The sequence below is a fragment of the Cupriavidus sp. GW821-FHT02F09 genome, from assembly GCF_059421605.1.
Map to the genome: position 1 here is coordinate 44,501 of NZ_JBWKVH010000001.1, position 16,015 is coordinate 60,515.

Here is a 16,015-nt window from a genome sequence, read left to right on the forward strand (position 1 = left end):
TATGCGGGCAAAGCCCTTATAAATCAAATATTTGCGTAGGTCAAACTACGTCTTTTTGGCAGTCTTCTTGTGGAAGGATTCGAGATACTGGCCGTCCATACGCTTGACGAGACCAAGCAGTGTGGAGCGGAAATCGAGATCGTGGATCTGGTAGAACTCGCAGTAGGCAAGCACCTCCGAGATCGGGATGGGGAGCGGCCCGGCCTGGCTGACTGGGCGCGAAGTTGAGAGGTCGTGAAAGGCCTCGTAGAAGAAGATCAGGGTCGGGTCAATTTCTGGCCTGTCCTTCAACGCCTGAGGCGTGATCCCGGTGCTGCGCTGTACGCTGCGCAGCGTTTCGAGTTCACGCCCCCAGGTCGTGTCCCACTGAAGGAAGGCTGTTAGTTTTTTGCTGCCTCGTCCAGCTGCGCCAGGCGGAAGGCTTCGGCATCACCGGCGTGCTTGCTGACCAGGTCGCGGAAGTCCTTGACCGACAGCAGCAGCTTGGCGTTGTCAACCGAGTGCGGCAGATCTTCGCCCTTGAAGACGACGTTCTTCCAACCCAGCAGCAAGGTGCGGGCCATCACGTCGATCATGATGGTGTTCGACAGGGTCTCGGCCGCGTCGTTCTTCAGGTCGAGCAGGCGCTTGTTCTTCTCGTATTGCTGGGCCAGCAGCTTGTTGTACTTCTTGTTGCCAGCACGTGCCACGAGGATTTCAGCTCCGTCGCTGAGCTCGATCCAGACGCCTTCCAGTTCCTTGGTTTCGTCGGTCGCGAATGCGGCGAAAATGTCGAGTGCCATGATGTCCTTTGTTGTTATTGTTGTCAGACAGATGCGAGTATATCAAACTCGGTAAAGGTGTCAATGCACCTCGAAGAACTGGGCGGAGCCCGCCCAGTTCTTTTGTTACACGCCGACGCGGTCGATGAAGATGGTCTTCTGCAGCGCCGGGGTAGCATTGGTGAGGTCGGCGATGGCGGTGAAGTCCACCTGCACCATCACGTCCTGGTCCATGCCGCCGGCATTGATCGCCGCCTTGCTCAAGTTGATGTTCGGCAAGGTGAACACGTAGCCGTTGCCTGCCGCGTCCTGGCTCGACCACGACAACATGCTGCTGGTGTTCTGCAGGAACTTTTGGTACAGCGCACCAGTGGCGAAGTAGGCCTCGAACGAGCCGGTTACGTTGAACGACCCGGAGCCGATGTCCACCGAGCCAAGCGTGCCGATAGCGGTCTTCGCACGCAGGCTGTTGTCGATGTTCAGGCTGAGCGACTTGATGAAGGTCGAGGTGAGCGGGGCGCCGCCTTCCCAGATCTGGCCGATGCCGGTGGCCGCGTTGTGCACGTCGAACGTTTGCGAGGCAGTGGGAGTGCCGGGCAGCGTGGTGACGACACCGCTGACTGCGTCCTTGCCCATGAAGTCGAGCGTACCGTTCGTCAGCGACTCCGACGCGAACTGCAGCGACAGCTTGCTGACCGTCTGACCACGATACGCCAGGAACTGGCCGATGTCGGCGAACGACTCCTCGATCGTGAACGACGGCTGGGTGACACCGTTGGTCAAGCGTGAGGTCTGCAGCAGGGAGTTGGTCAGCGATGCGGCAACGGTGGCCGGAGTCGCCGGGTCCAGCGTGATGACGGTCGAGGTCGGCGCCACCGTGGGCGAGACGCGGAACAGCTTGCCGTTGTTCGGGTCCGATGGCGTACCGGTGGTGACGAATCGGAACCACTGACCCTTCTGCAGCGTGGTGAACGCCGAGTTGCCCGTCGGTGCGGCGGATGCGGTGATCGTGTTGGCGGCCATGGCGGCCGTGAACGTCGCACCCACGCCGGCGGTACCGTATGCAGCGAAGGTGCTCTGCAGCGCGGCTTCAATGAACGGGTCGTATTCCTTGTACTGCATGTGGAAGGGGATGCCACCGGACGCCTGCGCGCTGATGGGCACCATGCCGCTAACCTGTCGGTCGTCGCGGATTTCCTTCGAGGTGTCCTTGTTGATATCGAACGTCAGCGACTCGCCGGTGGCGCGCAGCTTGGTGCCGTTGCCGGTGACGGGGGTGACGCCGAAGGTGCTCTCTTTGATATAGGACAGCTGGACGCGACTGGATGATGCGGTGGTCGGCATTTCTTATTCTCCTTGTTGCCGTAACTCGTTGAATTTTAAGGTGTTTTGCGTTATGCAGCAACCCGGTGGTACCAAAATGGCACGAGAACCGGAACGTCGTACCAGCCTCGATTCGGAACGGCCTTCTGCGGCAGCATCGAGCGAGTGCGCACGGCCGTGAACTGCTTGAACTCGACGTAGCGTGCGAAGTGGTCGGCCATCTTGTAGACCCCTGCCGTTCCCTGGTCCTCCTTCGTGCAGAAGGCGAGGACCAAGTGGCCGAAGGTGGCCACCAGCGGCTTGTCGCCGATGCTGGCCTGCTCCCCGCCCATGAACATGATCGACGCGGCGACATAAGGGTCAACCTGCGTGCTGCGGTCGACCAGATTCTTGTTCTCCGTCTGCAACTTGAGGGCACCACCAGGCCAAGCCGCCCGGGCGGCTTCGACTGCGGTCATAAGGTCCTTGCGGGCCTGCTCCATGCTCATGCCGTTCTCCCGATGTAGGTGCGGGCGTCGACGCTCATCGTGGCATACTTGGCGCGGACGTACTCGCGCAATGCCACGACGCCGTCTATCTTGTTCTCGGGCCGGATGTACGGGCTCTTGCCATCATCCGACTCATCAGCCTCGACGTGGTCCAAGTAGGGCGTGTTGTTGCCGATGAAGACCGTATCGCGCAGCCCGATGGCGCGGGTACGCGGCAGGTTCTTGCCGATCGAGACGCCCACCGCATAGGGCGCTCCGCGCACGAACGCTTGGAAGTCGCCATGGTGCTGCTGGTCGGCATGGCCGTACCAGGAGCCGGCCTTGTCGGCCAACTCGGCGTACTCGCTCGATGGGGTGTTGATGCCGATGTTCCAGTTCGCCGCCAGGTTGCCAGACCACTGTGGCGAGTTCTCCACCAGCTCACGAAACACCGTGACGGTGAAGCCCCGCAGCGCGTGGGTCACCTCGCGCTCCATGGCCGCAAGCGCGCTGTCGAGCGCGCTGTTGAATTCGGAGAGGTTGTTGACTTTAAGCGCGGCGGACATGGATCTTCCAGCAATCCAGCTGCGTCACGAAAGAGACCACTCGCCAAGCGAGTCCGTCCATGGTGATGTTGTCCTGCGCCGTCAGTGCCGGTGCAGCCACCTTGGGGACGAGGAGCAGCTCGTCGCCGTTCTTTCCAAGCTCGTCGGCCTCAGTGCGGTATGTGTAGTCCTTCGCGAACTCGATCCGCACGGTCGGCACGACAGCGCTGCTGCGCGTGGTGACGTCGTTGATCGGGTCGTAGACAGCCCCGCCATTGAGGGTCACAAGCCGGATGGCGTCTGCGTCGAGCTCGTCCGCCTGCACCAGCTTCAGGTCTTGCGGCGGCGCGTAGACGCCGCGCACGCTATGCAGGGTGCCGCTGTCGCGGTCCAGCAGCAGGTGGTGCTTCTTCACCGGCTCCGACATGGCGACGAAGATCGACCAGAAGTTATCGTAGGTGGCGTCGGTCTGCGGACTTACGGTGCTCTTGAAGTAAAGCCGGTGAGCGTAGAGCCAAGCGAGCGTGGCTACAGGAAACCTCGTGGCGTAGTCGGCGACACCGGCGGCAAGCGGCCGGGCCGCTTCGATGCACACGGCACCAGGCAGCCCGAACGCGTAGCTGTTCGTGGCGTCCTTCATTCCGTAATGCCGGCTGGTGGGGACGCCGTCGGTAGCGTCCACTTGGCCGCGGCCAACGATCCAAACGTCGCCAAGGATGTTAACAGCTCGGCGGGCAGGGAATTGCCGGTCTGGGTGGACGTCGATGACGCGGCGCTCGCCAGTTGACCCGTCGGACGGCGAGTCGTCGAACGGCGTGAACACGCAGCGGAACAGCGGCGTGTCCGGCGCGTACGCGTCGAACACCTCGACGTTCCGGAACGACTCCGCCCACAGTACCGGGTTCATGCGCCGGTCACCGGGTCAGTACCAAGTGCGGAGTTGGAGAACAGCGTGCGCCGCGGGGCCGAGGAGGTGGCGTTCGTCGGGAAAAGGGCCGCGTAGGTAGCCAGCACCGGCGCACTGAGTCGCCCAATCGCAGCGAGTACCGCCTCTTTGATCGCTTCAGGGTCGATCTGGCGCTCGTACGTGTCCTTCCCCCGCACGATCCGCATGGCCGCGAACTGTGGCAGGGCCGTCAGGAGTTCCCGGGCAACGGCGTAGCCCGAGAACACCTGCACCAGGTCCATGAACTTCTGCTCACCGGCGGTCTTGCTGACCTTCTGCTTGGTCAAGAGGTAGTCCGCTTCCAGCGTTGGGCTCAGGTCAGCAAGCGCTAACGACAGCAGCCTTGCGTACAGCGGCAAGGCTAGGGTTGTGTCCTCAAGGTCCCGGGGTTCGATGCCAAGGATGGCCCGAACCTCAGTGTACTGGCAGAAGTCGGTGAGCGTCATGTCAGCAAATGCTTTGAGGGCCGTGGCCCTCGTTGTTTACCGCTTCGGCTTGGCGGCCGTCTTGTCTTCCTCGACCACTTCGAGGACCTTGGCGCTGACTTGCAGCTTGGTCCAGGGCGTGCTCGGGGCTTCGGTCTCGACGCCAGGCTGGAAGGTCACCGGCACCTCGGGGTTCGAGGGGTCGGTGAATGGGTAGACACCCAGGTTCTTGAATACGCTCATGTCAGATCCTTGTAGGAAGCAGCGGGCCGGGGTCACCCGGCCCATCCGATTAGGCCAGCACCAGGACGTCGAATGCGTCGTCGAAGGTGCGGTACAGGATTTCCGCGAAGTCGAGGCGGAAGGCTTCCGAGCGGCGCATCACGAACTCTTCAGCCGCCTTGTAGTCGGCCGAGATGTTGCGCACCTTGGTCAGGGCGTAACGGGTGTCGAAGGCCAGGACCGTGCCGGCCGGCAGCGGGCCACCTTCAGCGGCGTCGTCGACGATGAACACCTTGACGTCGCCGAACACGGTATTGATCGGGCGAGCCTGTGCGTCCAGGATCGGCAGCGTGGTGTCGTTCGGGGTGCGACCCGGGCGGCCTTCGCGCGCTTCGATCTTCAGGTAGGTGCCCAGATCGCAGATGATCACATCGACCTTGCGGTAGCGGCGCTTGCGATTCAGGAACTTCAGCCAGCCCAAGTGGGTGACCTTGCCGCCGGTGGCAGCCGCGTCGAGCGACGAGATATTCACCGAGGGCAGGGCGCCCACGTTGATGTCGGCGTCGCCGTTCAGGATGTCGTTGATCCAGCTGTACACCCATGCGTCGCGCTCGACCGCCAGGTAGCGGGTCATGGTCATGCCGACCATGTCCAGAGGGGTGGCGCGCAGCGCTTCCTTCGAGAATTCCGCACCGATCGCGTACGTCGGGATCTTGCGGACCTTGTCGGAGGTGGTAAAGCGCATCATGGTCGCCGGCTCTGCGAGCTGGGAGATGCGCTGCGCCTTGGCCTGGTGCGGACCGTTCGGCGTGTCGTAGTTGACGATCGGCTGCTCGAAGCGGTCGTTCGACACCGAGATGTTCTGCGAGACGAAGCTGTCGAAATAGGCCGGGTCCGCTTCGTAGTTGCGGCGCAGCGCGGCTTCGATCATCTCGATCACGGCGATCGGGAACAGCGTGCGCGAGGCCGAGCCGGTGGGCGAGCCGAAGTCGCGGGTGTTGGCCGCCGACATGAACTCGACCTTGCCGTCCAGCACGGCGCCGATGGTCGGCGAGCGCATGCCGTACTCATTGTCCTTGGGAACCAGCAAGCCGCACGAGGCAAGCATCTGGTGGAAGGCCGTGCCGTACTTGCCGGAATCGGTCTCGAACTTACGGTTGATCAGGGCCGCGACAGTCGTGTTGGCCTCCTCGGCTTCACGGTAAATCGAAGCATCCAGTTCGACGTCCTGCAGAGCGCCGCTGGCGTCATGAAACTTTGCACCCATTTCTTATTCTCCTTGTTGGGCGGTTCTTGCTTACAGGCGTTCGATGAGGCCAACGGTGCCGACTGCGCCGGTACCGACAGGGCCAAGCGACACGACGCGCCACTTGTAGGTCTGACCGGTCTGCGAGGTAGCCTTGCATACGCGGGCGTAGTTGGACAGCCGGGTGCCCTTCGCGGTCACGGTGCCGGCGACGACGTAGTCGCCGACAGCGATGACACCGGTGCCAGGGGTGGCTTGCAGGCCGTCGAAGGTGACGTACTTGCGAGCACGGTCCTGAACGGAGCCGATCGTGAAGCCGCCCTGGGTGGCTTCTTCGAGGGCGACGATGTGGCCCTCGATCTCGTTGCCAACGGCGCAGAGGTCATAGCGAGATTCGGCAACCAGCTTCACAAACTTGCCGATCTCCTTCTCGTCGAAGCGATCGTTGGCGGTATTGCCAGCACCCAGGCGAGCCGTCTTGGCTACCGGTGCTGGCGCGGTTTCCTGCATCAGAAAAGCACGAGCCATTTTGTATTTCTCCTTGTTGGCCGTTTCTTGGAACGCTTACTTGCCCTGGGCGGACTTCGCGAGCTTGACGAGCGGAGAGTTGACGGCCGCCATGGGGCGTACGTCAGCTTCAGCGGCCGGGGCAGCGACGCCGCCTACCTTGAAGCGCTCCTTGAACTGCGCGGAGACACGGGCGTGCTCGGCAAGCAGTTGGGTCGGGGCCATGGCAGCAGCTGCGTCTGCGTTGGCGCCGAGCGCGATGCTCATCTTCTGCAGGGAGTCGCGGGCGATGGCAAGCAGGCCGTCGAACGAGGTCTGCGATTCCGCGATGGTGGCTTCGAGGCCGCGGGCCTTGATGTTGACTTCCATCAGCTCCGTGTCCTTCGCCTTCAGCTGCGATTGCAGGTAGGCGACGACGTCGGTCTGGGCCGCAGGGGCAGCGACGGCGTGGGCGGCGGGTGTGGCCGGGGTTGCGAGGGCCGGGACACCGGCGGCAGCCTGAGCGGCTGCGGCTGCCTGGGCGGCAGCGATTTCCTCGGGGGTAGCGGAGGTGCCGAGAGCGGCTTCGATGGAAGCGCCGGCTTCAATAGCAGCGAGTTGCTGCGGGGTCAGTGAGGCTTTTGGCATAAATAGGCCACCTTCTTGTTTTTTTCCATTATTAATCAGGGACTTAGACGTGTCAACCTTCGCTGCCGCGCGCTGAACAAGCGCGAGGGTTTCTTCGAAGTTCTTCACGCCATCCAGCAGTCCCACCTCAACGCCGCGTTTGCCGAGGAACACTCGGCCTTGCGCCATCTTCTGGTCCGCGACGGTCGCAGTCACACCGCGCTGCTCTGCCACGTGACCGACGAAGATGTCGTAGATGTCGTCCGACATCGCCTGGATCTCGGCCTTGGCGAGGTCCGACAGCTTCTCGTACGGGTTGGCCAGCATCTTGTACTTGCCGGACCGAATGACGGTCACGCCGATGCCGTCCTGCTTGAGCTGCTCCGAACGCTCCATGTGGGTCATGACGACGCCAACTGAGCCGACTTCAGCAGTCGAGGTCGCATAGACCTTGCGGCCATTGACGCCAAGCCAGTAACCGCCTGATGCCATCATGCCGTCAGAGTGCGTGTACACTGGCTTGATCGACTTGTTGACCTGCGCGATCAAGTTGGAGGTGTCCTCCAAGCCGTTCACGGCGCCGCCAGGCGAGTTAACCGCGAGCAAAACGGCCTTCACCTCAGGCTGCTGGGCCGCGTAAGCGATCGCCTCGCGGATGTCGGGGTAAGTCGCGACGCCGAAATACTTGGCCCATGGGCTGTTGCTGTTCGACAGCGGGCCGACGATGCTGATGACGCCGACGTCGCCGTGCAGCGAGAACATGTGGGGCACGCTGTCGTTCGACTCGTCGTTGCCGGCCATGGCGTTCAGTTCAGCTTGGCTGGCTGCCTCGAACCGGGCCTGAATCGCGAGGGCTGTCGCCCACGCGTCTTCGGTGCCGGCCCACGGTTGACTCTTGTTCTGGAACATGTTGTCCGCCTTCTTATTGTTTGCCCTTGTTCGCCGGCCCTTTGGGCTGGGTCGGCGTACCGGGCTTGAGGCTTTGGTTCATGGCACCGCCAGCGTTGCCGCCGGTGCCGGTGGTGGAGTACGGGTTGCCGTTCGGGTCCACTGCCGCGGTGGTGCCGCCGGCGGTCGGCCGGAACATCGTGCCGGACAAGGGCTTGTAGGTCGGCCCTGGCAGGCGGCCGGTGAGGCGGATAACCGCCTCTTCGTCAGCCAGCATGCCTAGCGAGAGCAAGTCCAGCAGGCGGGACTGCTCCATCGCCTTGAACGCTTCCAGCTCCAGCGCCGGGCGCAGGTCGATGGCGTCGTACTCGAATTGGACGTAGGCGTCCAAGCCCATCAGGCGCACCGCAAGCGTGAGGGCGCGGCTGTAAATCTCATTCAGCTTGACGCGGACGGTGCCGTCAGCCTGCTTCATGAACATCAGCGTCTCTGACGAGGCGATGTTCTGCGAGCCGGAGCCGTGGCCGAGCACCGAGGGCAGCGTCTTCGCTCCGGTCGCGACCTTGGCGTTGAGCATGTCCTGGATGGTCTTGTACTCACCGGAGATGTCCGCGTTCTGGTTGGCGATGTACAGGAACTTGACGTTCGAGAAGTGGACCAGCGCGTCTTCAGGCGCCAGGTCGTTCACCGAGTCCGAGATGTCCTGGACGATGCCGTCCATGTATTCGCGCAGCTTGTCGCCGTCGTGGAGGATTTCCGGCGGGATGGACTTGCGCAGCAGGTCCTCGTCGATCGAGACATCGAGGCGCGGGTGGATCGCGCGCTTGACCACCCGGCGAAGGTCGTTCAGGAAATCCATGTCCGCTAGGATCGGCTGGATCGCAGGCTCCAGCGGCGAACTGGCGTACGCATCGAGCAGGTCTTGGTCGAGCGAGACGTAGAAGAAGGTCGGAATGTCGAGATCGACTTCGTCGGAGCCGACCTTCTGGACCGGGCGCAGGGCTTTGTCCTTTGGGTAGAACTCCAACTGCGTCGTCGAGACCGGCACCAGCTGCTTCGGGATGCGCCCCTTGTCGAGCACGAGCTCCAGCGCGCAGGCGCCGTACTGGACGATCTCTTTGCCAAGTGCTTCGGAGGTCGAGCGCAGCGAACTGACCTGAGCGAAGCCGTCGGCGTAGTCCGGGATGATGTCGAAGCGCGTCAGGAACTCGTGGGCCAGCTGCGTGGCCTCGACGCTCAGGGTGCCGTCCATGTTCCGGCCGTACACCTTGTAGCCCTGCGTCAGAGCAACCCTGAGGTACGCGGAAACGGCTGCGGCGAGGTCTGGCGTGCTAGCTGCCAGGTTCCGGATCACCGTTCGGCTGTCGGAAGCCGTGCGGTAGCTGGTGATGTCCAGGTTGGCGAGGCCGCGGTCGGTGCGCGCTACCTTGTCAGTCGCCTTGTCGATCCCCTTCGCGTACGAAGGGAAGCCCTGCTGCTTGGGCTTGGCTTTGGGCGGAGGGATGACAGGCAGCCGGGACGAGGTCACGGCTGCTTTGAAGCGCGAGTAGGTGCGACTGAGCCAGTTAGGCATTACGGCGGTTTTTATTGTTTTTGTATCGCCAGCCTCCATTATGGGGCAAAAACTGCTTTCAGATCAACAGGTTACGCGCACCTTTGGGTGCGTGGTTACCTCAAGTCATCAGAACGGCAACCATGACAGATCCCTGCACGCCCAGATTCGAGTCAGGGCCTCGGGGCTGCAAGACTTCGTACAGGCCTCGAACTCGCCTTTGTCGGCCTTATGCTGCGCGAGCTTTTGCTGCAGCTGCTGTTGGCACTGGGCAAAGCAAAGAGTCACCGCCGGCTCCTTTAGCTTGGCCCGGTCACGCTTGCCCTGTGCGCTTGCCCCAAGGAGGCCTTCCGCATCGAGGAACTTGAGCCTTGGCAACAGGTAGAGTTGCAGATGGTTGAGCCTCTCTGCGGCCTCGTTACGGGAGTCACGCGCTGCCTTGACGATTTTTGGGTCTACGTTGGGCTGGGGTGGGTCCGTATCCAGGTTTCCCAGCAAACCTTGGAGTTCCTCAGTGTGGTCCTTCTCCACCGCCGCGCAGTACGCTGCCTTTAGGTCTGTGTTGTTCGGCGGCATGCTTCCCTGCGCATGTCCTGATGCCGCCCAGAGCAGGGTTGACGCGGCGATGCCTGCTACGAGTGTTCCACGGAGTGCTCTCATTTTTGACCCTGTATTGTGATGATGCCGGTTCCCGCTTGGCGATTATATCCAGATGCACTCGGCCAGCATCACAGCCTGCGCCCCTGCTTGAACGACCTGACCAAGGTGGGCATGGCCGTTGTGTGGGTTGCCACGCCGGCCATGTCCATGGCGGTGTGGAGGTAGAGCATCGAGTGGAAGTAGTGGTCCTGGCCGTCAGTGGACTTGACCCAGACGTAGTGCATCTCGCCGTCCTGGTCGAACTTCTGCACGCGCTTCATATCCGTGCAGTGCTGCACGAAGGTTTCGTCTTCCTTCTCGTCGGCCTTGATCGCGTACTCGCCCCGGCGCACGGTGGACATCAGATCGTCGAAGGCCTTGTTCCGGTTGATGAGCACCTGGCGGATTGGCAGCTTGCCTTCCTCGGGCTCCTCCTCCTGCTCCTTGACGGTGAAGGTGGTGACGTTCTTGGAGTTGGTGTAGACGGCGCCGTAGAGGTTCGGGTCCGTGTTCTGCAGGCGCATGACCAGGTCGACGTACGGCTGCGAGTCCATCACGGACACCGCGACGCGATACTGGATGGCCAGCTCGCGCTTGCGCTTCTCGAAGTCGGCGAGCGGCACGCGCTCGCGGTGCACGACGTAACGCTTGCCGAGGTAGTCCTTGAAGCCGATGGTGATGTGGTTGGTCAGGCCCATGTCGGCGCCCATGCAGCAGATCATGCCGCCCGGGAAATTCCCCGGTACATGGAGCTTCTCGATTTCCTGCTTGCTCAGCGCGTTGTCGTCGTCTTGCGCCGGGAGTCCGAGGTTGAAGTTGGTGAAGTCGGCGTAGCGCTTGTACTTGGTGCTGCGGTTGACGAGGTAGGCAGGGGTGATGATTTCGGGAGCGTCGAAGGGCTGGATTTGGTATCCAGTTGCTGCGTGGCTTTCCGTCGGGTTCTCAAGTACCCAGTTCCGGTGCTCCGGCCCAAGCTCAGGGCTTTTTCCACACTTCGGGCAGATAAGGAACGCTTCTTCCCATCGGTAGACATGGATGTTGTGCTTGGTGATGTGGCGTAGATCCCCATCATACCCGGGAATTTTGACATGGTCGAAGTAGCTCGGCAGGAACCACTCGTTGCAGTGGTGGCACTTGCAGAGATTCCAGTGCCGGCGCGAACGCTTGAACGACGCCGAGATGCCGAAGTCGTCAAGCGTGGGCGTCGAGAACTCGCGCCGCATCTTGTATTTCGAGTGCGTGAGGCGCGATTCATAGGTCGTAAGCACGGCCAAGTCGCTGAAGTCGAACTCATCGTGGACGTTCAGGTCACTGGGGACCGAGATGGCCGCGGCGGCGCCGATTGTGCCCTTGAAGTGCAGGAACGAGTTGCCCAGCTGCTTGATTTCCGAGTTGTCGAGGTTCGGATTAATCGCCAGGCGCAGCTCTTCGCTGGCCGCGATGATCGGGTCCACCCGGGTCTTCACGAAGGTCGAGGCGAAGTTCGCCGTCGGCAGCGTGTAGATGGCCGTCATGCCGTCGATGATGCGCGCGATGGCAAGCACCTCGCGCACCGACAGCTCGCTGATGCCGATCTGCGAGCATTTGCGAACCACTTTCTCGGGCGACAGGTCCTTCAGGATCTGGAGCTGGTACTCGTGGTCGAGGAAAGAGTAGGGCTCAGCGAGGTCCTTCGGACTCTTGGTATTGCGCTCGATCCACTCCGGGACCGTCGCGAGGCTGAAATTGTTCGAGGCGCCGCTACGCAGCCTCTCCTGGTGCGATTGGAAGATCTGATCCGACATTATTATTTTTGTAGTAGTCGTGATAGCGAGAGAGGAAGACCTCTTGGGCTTCCGGGGCCATGGTCTTCATGGCCTTGATGCAGGCAGCCTCCATCGCCTTCAGGCGCTCGGCGCCGTAAAGGTCGGTCTGCATCTTGATAAGGTGCTGGAGGATTGCCGAGCAGGAGTTGATGGCCTGCGCCCGCTGGTTAGCGGGGATGGACTTGTCCTCCAGGATGGAGGCGAGGAAGAACTTGGTCTGCGTGTACTGCAGGACGAGCTCGCGCTCCAGATTGATGTCGCCTAGCTTGGTCTCGGTGAGCTTGGCGTCGATGCGCTGGCGCAGGATCAGGAGGGATTCCTGACTGAGTTCCTCAAGATCGGCCAAGAGATCGTCGGAATCTTTCTCAGTACTCTCAAAAGGTACTTGGTTACTTTTGTCGAATGCCTTCATCTTATGCATTTTTATTATTATGATTGCATGGCCTACATGAGATACATTCAGCGCTCACTTAGATGTTAGACAACTGCTGTACGTACCGATACAAGGTGCGCTCCGAGCAGCCAGCCTGAATGGCGGCCTGTTCGATCGTTTTCTTACCTAGAATCACCGATTTTGCGAGGTTTTGGCGCTGTTTCTTGCGCGTTTCTGCCAGTGTTTTCGCAGCTTCGCGTCGTTCCACGACCTCGCCGCGCTGTTTTTTTACCCCTAATCCGGCCAGTACGCGGGCCAAGTGGGCCTCAGAGACGCCCACCTGTGCCGCAACGGTCCGATTCGTGATCTGCCGCTTCTGCAGCATTTCAAGAATTTCCGGATGACTTTCGAAGTATTCAAGCAGGGTCATGGCGATGTTGCCTGGTTCTGCGACTGGCTCGATAGCATCGGCTCAGCGTCTTCAGCGCTAGCTCCTTGGTGTCGGGCATCAATGGCCATATCAGGTTCGATTTGCGGCCGTTCTCTCTCTTGCAGAGGACAGCCAGATTGTGTTCAACGTGCAAGCCGCATACAAACGGCGAGCGTAATGGCACGATGTGATCGACCTCGTATGGTCTACCTAGCAGGCGAGTCATCAAGCTCGCCAAAAAGTAGACCTCGTCAATGAGGTCGGGCATTGCCCACTTTGGAGTAAGACGTGATAACGACCTTCGCAGTCGCATGGTGCGCAACCGCTCGCGGTTTTTGCATAGCCACCTTTGATGGCTCTCTTTCAGCTGCCTTTTCCGCTCCGGATCGGTCTCACGCCGGTTCCGAAAGTACGCCTTCGCTTTCTCATCGTAGATTGCGCCAACGTAAACCCTTGATTTCATTCGGGAATTTTACGCTTGCGCAAGCTGTTGCGTCAAAGGCTCTCGGCCTTCCGTCGCCTTATGTGCCGCCAGATCGTGTCCTTGCTGCAGCCGGCCGCATCCGCGGCGTCGTCAGCGTTCATCTTGCCGGCCAACACCGCGTCCACCAGACGCTGCAAATGAACATCCCGCTCCTGCCTGTCAGCCGAGGCCTCGTTGCGGGCCGCGAACGCAGCACCATCGCGGATGACGATGTTCATTTTGGTGAGCACCTTGCTGAGGCTGGTTGGCCGGATACCAAGCTGGGCCGCTAGGTCTTTGGCAAGCAGGGTCCGGTCGCGCAACTGGGCGACAACTTCAGGGTGGTCTTCGAGATATTGGCGGGTGCTCATGGTCGCGAGTATAGGTCAAACATGGAATCAGTGTCAAAAAGTTTGAAAATGGGTTTTGGTTGGAAAGAGGGGCAGGGATGGCGACCAGGGCGCTGGCGCGGTGGAAAGGGTACCCGTCACTGCCTGGTGAGCTACCTGGCGAGCTGAGCTGAAAAATAAACATCCAATTTCTCTTAGTACCTTATAAATAGTCCGGCAAAGTACTTGCAGAAGTGCATTGTTTCCCCTATTATTCTATTAACGGTGCATGACGCACCGGACCAAACAACCCGGCGCCTATAGGGCGCACTGCGCACCATTGCGCCCACTTTGGAGTTAGCTATGTCCGCTAAAATGTCCCCGCTCGCCTCGCTGATTCACGACGTTGCCATCGCTGCAAAGGCGCAATTTAAGGCGGCGCATTCGTCTTACACTGCCGGTCGCGCTGTTGTCATTCACATCATCAAGAATGAAAAGGCAGACGAAGTTATCACGCGCACTGAGGCAGCCATTAAAGAAATGCGCGAGCAAATCGCCGACCCTAAGGTATGGCAAGCGACTGTCAGCAAGTCCGCCAGCGCCTACCGCCGGCTTGCTGAGGCTTTCGCGCTGGGTCTGATTACGGCAGACAAGGCAAGCATTACGGGTAAGACGGATGCGGAGAATCTCAAGGATGCTATCGCACTCGCCAAGGCGCCCAAGGTCAAGGCGGACGAAGTGAACAACCAAGGCGACGCATCCGCGCAAGGCGACGCAGACAATGCCAAGCAAGGCGACGCGCCCAACGTGCAAGCTATCGCCATGCCTACGCCGCAAGCCTTGCAAGCGCTGGCGGATGCTATCTCGCAAGGCGCCACGTTTGACACGGATACGACCCGCGCGATTATGGCATTGGTGAATGCTGTAACGCTGCGTGCTGAGGCTACCCGCACCGGCCGCGAAGTGGGCGCAGAAGTGGCGGCAACTATCGCAGCATGACGCACCGATACGCCTAGCCTTGCTGGCTAGGCGCATCAAATAAACAACCTCAGTGAGGATGTTTATTTGATGGAATGGCGCAGTACCGGCCACGCAGTACCCGATAGCAGGCAAAGCCTGTTAGGGGAGACGCTCATTCAAAATTTGTCAGTAGCAGGGAATACCGTATGACTTGCGGGCCGAATCGGTGCGCATATGTGACACGTTGTTATTTCCCTATGTATTGTGTGAAAGGTAGATATTGTGTATTTCGGGTTTGTCCGCTCCCTCCTTGATAGCGGGTAAGGCGATAAACAATATTCAGGATACCGATATGCGGATAGTTAGCGCGGTTAGCTAGCGGCCCGCATATCCCACTAAGCATAGGGCGCATGTGCAACAGTCGATTCCATACGCAAGTAGGCCGGTATTCCATCGCAGACTAACTCTGTAAATGACGCAGTCTGACAACCCCTATTTAGGGTGTTTTCTGTAGCGCGTCATGCGCGCTATGGAAAGATCCCTGTAAATAAACATCCCCAATGTGCCGCACGGTGCGGATGTTAGTTCGCGCGGCACTGTGAAACGCGGTGCGGATGTTTACTTGGGTGGCATTGTTTCGTTTGTTGCGGATGTTTATTTGTTGAAACAGATGAATCATAGTTTTCAGAAGGGGAGTGTGTCTATTTTTGACGCGCCCCGCTTTGCCTTGATTTTGTGGCGCTTGCTTATCTCCCCTAGGGGAGACGCAGCGAGCGAAACGCAGTGCTCCCCTAGGGGAGCGCAAATCAACATCCTCTCCCGCCGCACCAGCATCTAGCCCGCGCGCATTGGCCAGCTCGGCCAGGGCGCGGTGTGTCTGCGTGGAGAGGATGTTCATTTGCTCGCTGTATTTCAGCGAACAAATCGCTCCCCTAGGGGAGCATCACTTAGCTGTCAGCACCTCCCTTAAAGGGAGAAACCTTGGAGTCAGACCATGTCCTTCTACGTTTTTCGCCCAACTGAGGGCGAATTGTCCTCGCCAATAATATCGTCGGCCAGCACCTGCTTCTGGGTAGTGGCTGGCCGTCCACGAAAAACTCTGCGTGCCGCGATCCGGTTTGCGCAGCGTGTTGGTGGCTATGTTGCCGGCCCCGACAACCGCATCGTCTGGATGCGCGGCCACACGTTCACCTGACACTCAGCAATCGTCTCCCCTAGGGGAGACAACTTAGAAGGTCCCCTCCACAGAGGGGACCGATTTGCGCCGGCCTTACTCTTGAGTGGGGTTACAGGCCGCACACTTAGGAGTGAGACTTCATGCCGTCGATTGCGTTCTGCATCGTCTTTTCCCTCGTACTGTTTGCTTTGGCCATTGACCAAGCCGGATGGGCTTCGACACTGGCTGCAGATCTGTCCGTATGCCTACTCTCACTTGCGTGCTTTGCGTACCACGAAGTCAAGACCAAGCGCAAGCAAGGATTTTGGCCTGGCAAGTAGGGGTGGATAGCAAAAACACAGGTTTCTATAG

20 protein-coding genes are annotated in these 16,015 nt (G+C 60.3%); 2 read left to right on the forward strand and 18 right to left on the reverse strand.

Going from position 1 to position 16,015, the window contains the following annotated elements:
- Positions 1-45 precede the first annotated feature (45 nt).
- From AC07XB_RS00205 to AC07XB_RS00285, 17 genes are all read right to left on the reverse strand, one after another.
- Entirely contained in the window at positions 46-333 is a 288-nt protein-coding gene (locus AC07XB_RS00205) for a phage tail assembly chaperone (RefSeq protein WP_492828619.1), read from the reverse strand.
- Positions 334-380: 47 nt separating this feature from the next.
- A complete protein-coding gene (locus tag AC07XB_RS00210; protein WP_492828359.1) occupies positions 381-782 on the reverse strand; it encodes a phage-derived protein YdaY family protein in 402 nt (133 codons plus the stop codon).
- A 105-nt stretch (positions 783-887) separates the two neighbouring features.
- Positions 888-2,105 carry a phage tail tube protein gene (locus tag AC07XB_RS00215; RefSeq protein ID WP_492828361.1) on the reverse strand — a complete coding sequence of 406 codons (1,218 nt, stop codon included), beginning with the start codon at positions 2,103-2,105 and terminating at the stop codon, positions 888-890.
- Positions 2,106-2,155: 50 nt separating this feature from the next.
- Positions 2,156-2,572, reverse strand: coding sequence for a hypothetical protein (locus AC07XB_RS00220; protein WP_492828363.1), 417 nt, complete (start codon positions 2,570-2,572; stop codon positions 2,156-2,158).
- Positions 2,569-3,117, reverse strand: coding sequence for a hypothetical protein (locus AC07XB_RS00225; protein WP_492828365.1), 549 nt, complete (start codon positions 3,115-3,117; stop codon positions 2,569-2,571). Before AC07XB_RS00225 ends, AC07XB_RS00220 begins: the two co-directional genes overlap by 4 nt.
- A complete protein-coding gene (locus AC07XB_RS00230) occupies positions 3,101-4,003 on the reverse strand; it encodes a hypothetical protein (RefSeq protein ID WP_492828367.1) in 903 nt (300 codons plus the stop codon). Before AC07XB_RS00230 ends, AC07XB_RS00225 begins: the two co-directional genes overlap by 17 nt.
- Positions 4,000-4,488 (reverse strand): hypothetical protein, encoded by a 489-nt coding sequence (locus AC07XB_RS00235; protein WP_492828369.1) that lies wholly within the window; start codon positions 4,486-4,488, stop codon positions 4,000-4,002. The genes AC07XB_RS00230 and AC07XB_RS00235 overlap by 4 nt, the downstream gene beginning before the upstream one ends.
- A gap of 36 nt (positions 4,489-4,524) precedes the next feature.
- Positions 4,525-4,710 (reverse strand): hypothetical protein, encoded by a 186-nt coding sequence (locus AC07XB_RS00240; RefSeq protein ID WP_492828371.1) that lies wholly within the window; start codon positions 4,708-4,710, stop codon positions 4,525-4,527.
- 49 nt (positions 4,711-4,759) lie between these two features.
- Positions 4,760-5,956, reverse strand: coding sequence for a hypothetical protein (locus tag AC07XB_RS00245; RefSeq protein ID WP_492828373.1), 1,197 nt, complete (start codon positions 5,954-5,956; stop codon positions 4,760-4,762).
- Positions 5,957-5,986: 30 nt separating this feature from the next.
- The gene (locus AC07XB_RS00250) at positions 5,987-6,463 is read right to left on the reverse strand and encodes a hypothetical protein (RefSeq protein WP_253933253.1); all 477 of its coding nucleotides are present in this window, start codon (positions 6,461-6,463) and stop codon (positions 5,987-5,989) included.
- Between the two features lie 36 nt (positions 6,464-6,499).
- Positions 6,500-7,957 (reverse strand): S49 family peptidase, encoded by a 1,458-nt coding sequence (locus tag AC07XB_RS00255; protein WP_492828375.1) that lies wholly within the window; start codon positions 7,955-7,957, stop codon positions 6,500-6,502.
- Positions 7,958-7,970: 13 nt separating this feature from the next.
- On the reverse strand, positions 7,971-9,548 hold the full coding sequence (locus AC07XB_RS00260) for a hypothetical protein (RefSeq protein WP_493688011.1): 1,578 nt from the start codon (positions 9,546-9,548) through the stop codon (positions 7,971-7,973).
- A gap of 69 nt (positions 9,549-9,617) precedes the next feature.
- Positions 9,618-10,064: a hypothetical protein gene (locus AC07XB_RS00265; RefSeq protein ID WP_492828379.1), complete on the reverse strand. Its 447-nt coding sequence runs from the start codon at positions 10,062-10,064 to the stop codon at positions 9,618-9,620.
- Between the two features lie 152 nt (positions 10,065-10,216).
- On the reverse strand, positions 10,217-11,911 hold the full coding sequence (locus tag AC07XB_RS00270; RefSeq protein WP_492828381.1) for a phage terminase large subunit family protein: 1,695 nt from the start codon (positions 11,909-11,911) through the stop codon (positions 10,217-10,219).
- Positions 11,868-12,344 (reverse strand): hypothetical protein, encoded by a 477-nt coding sequence (locus AC07XB_RS00275; RefSeq protein ID WP_492828383.1) that lies wholly within the window; start codon positions 12,342-12,344, stop codon positions 11,868-11,870. Before AC07XB_RS00275 ends, AC07XB_RS00270 begins: the two co-directional genes overlap by 44 nt.
- Before the next feature lie 58 nt (positions 12,345-12,402).
- Positions 12,403-12,735, reverse strand: a complete 333-nt coding sequence (locus AC07XB_RS00280) for a hypothetical protein (RefSeq protein WP_253933258.1) — start codon at positions 12,733-12,735, stop codon at positions 12,403-12,405.
- 495 nt (positions 12,736-13,230) lie between these two features.
- On the reverse strand, positions 13,231-13,569 hold the full coding sequence (locus tag AC07XB_RS00285; RefSeq protein WP_492828385.1) for a hypothetical protein: 339 nt from the start codon (positions 13,567-13,569) through the stop codon (positions 13,231-13,233).
- Positions 13,570-13,890: 321 nt separating this feature from the next.
- Here AC07XB_RS00285 and AC07XB_RS00290 point away from each other — a divergent pair, with 321 nt between their 5' ends.
- Entirely contained in the window at positions 13,891-14,526 is a 636-nt protein-coding gene (locus AC07XB_RS00290; RefSeq protein ID WP_492828387.1) for a hypothetical protein, read from the forward strand.
- 457 nt (positions 14,527-14,983) lie between these two features.
- On the opposite strand, the gene AC07XB_RS00295 is transcribed toward AC07XB_RS00290, so the two are convergent.
- Entirely contained in the window at positions 14,984-15,385 is a 402-nt protein-coding gene (locus AC07XB_RS00295; protein WP_492828389.1) for a hypothetical protein, read from the reverse strand.
- Positions 15,386-15,481: 96 nt separating this feature from the next.
- On the opposite strand from AC07XB_RS00295, the gene AC07XB_RS00300 reads away from it, so the two are divergent.
- Positions 15,482-15,682 (forward strand): hypothetical protein, encoded by a 201-nt coding sequence (locus AC07XB_RS00300; protein ID WP_492828391.1) that lies wholly within the window; start codon positions 15,482-15,484, stop codon positions 15,680-15,682.
- The last annotated feature ends 333 nt before the right edge of the window (positions 15,683-16,015 follow it).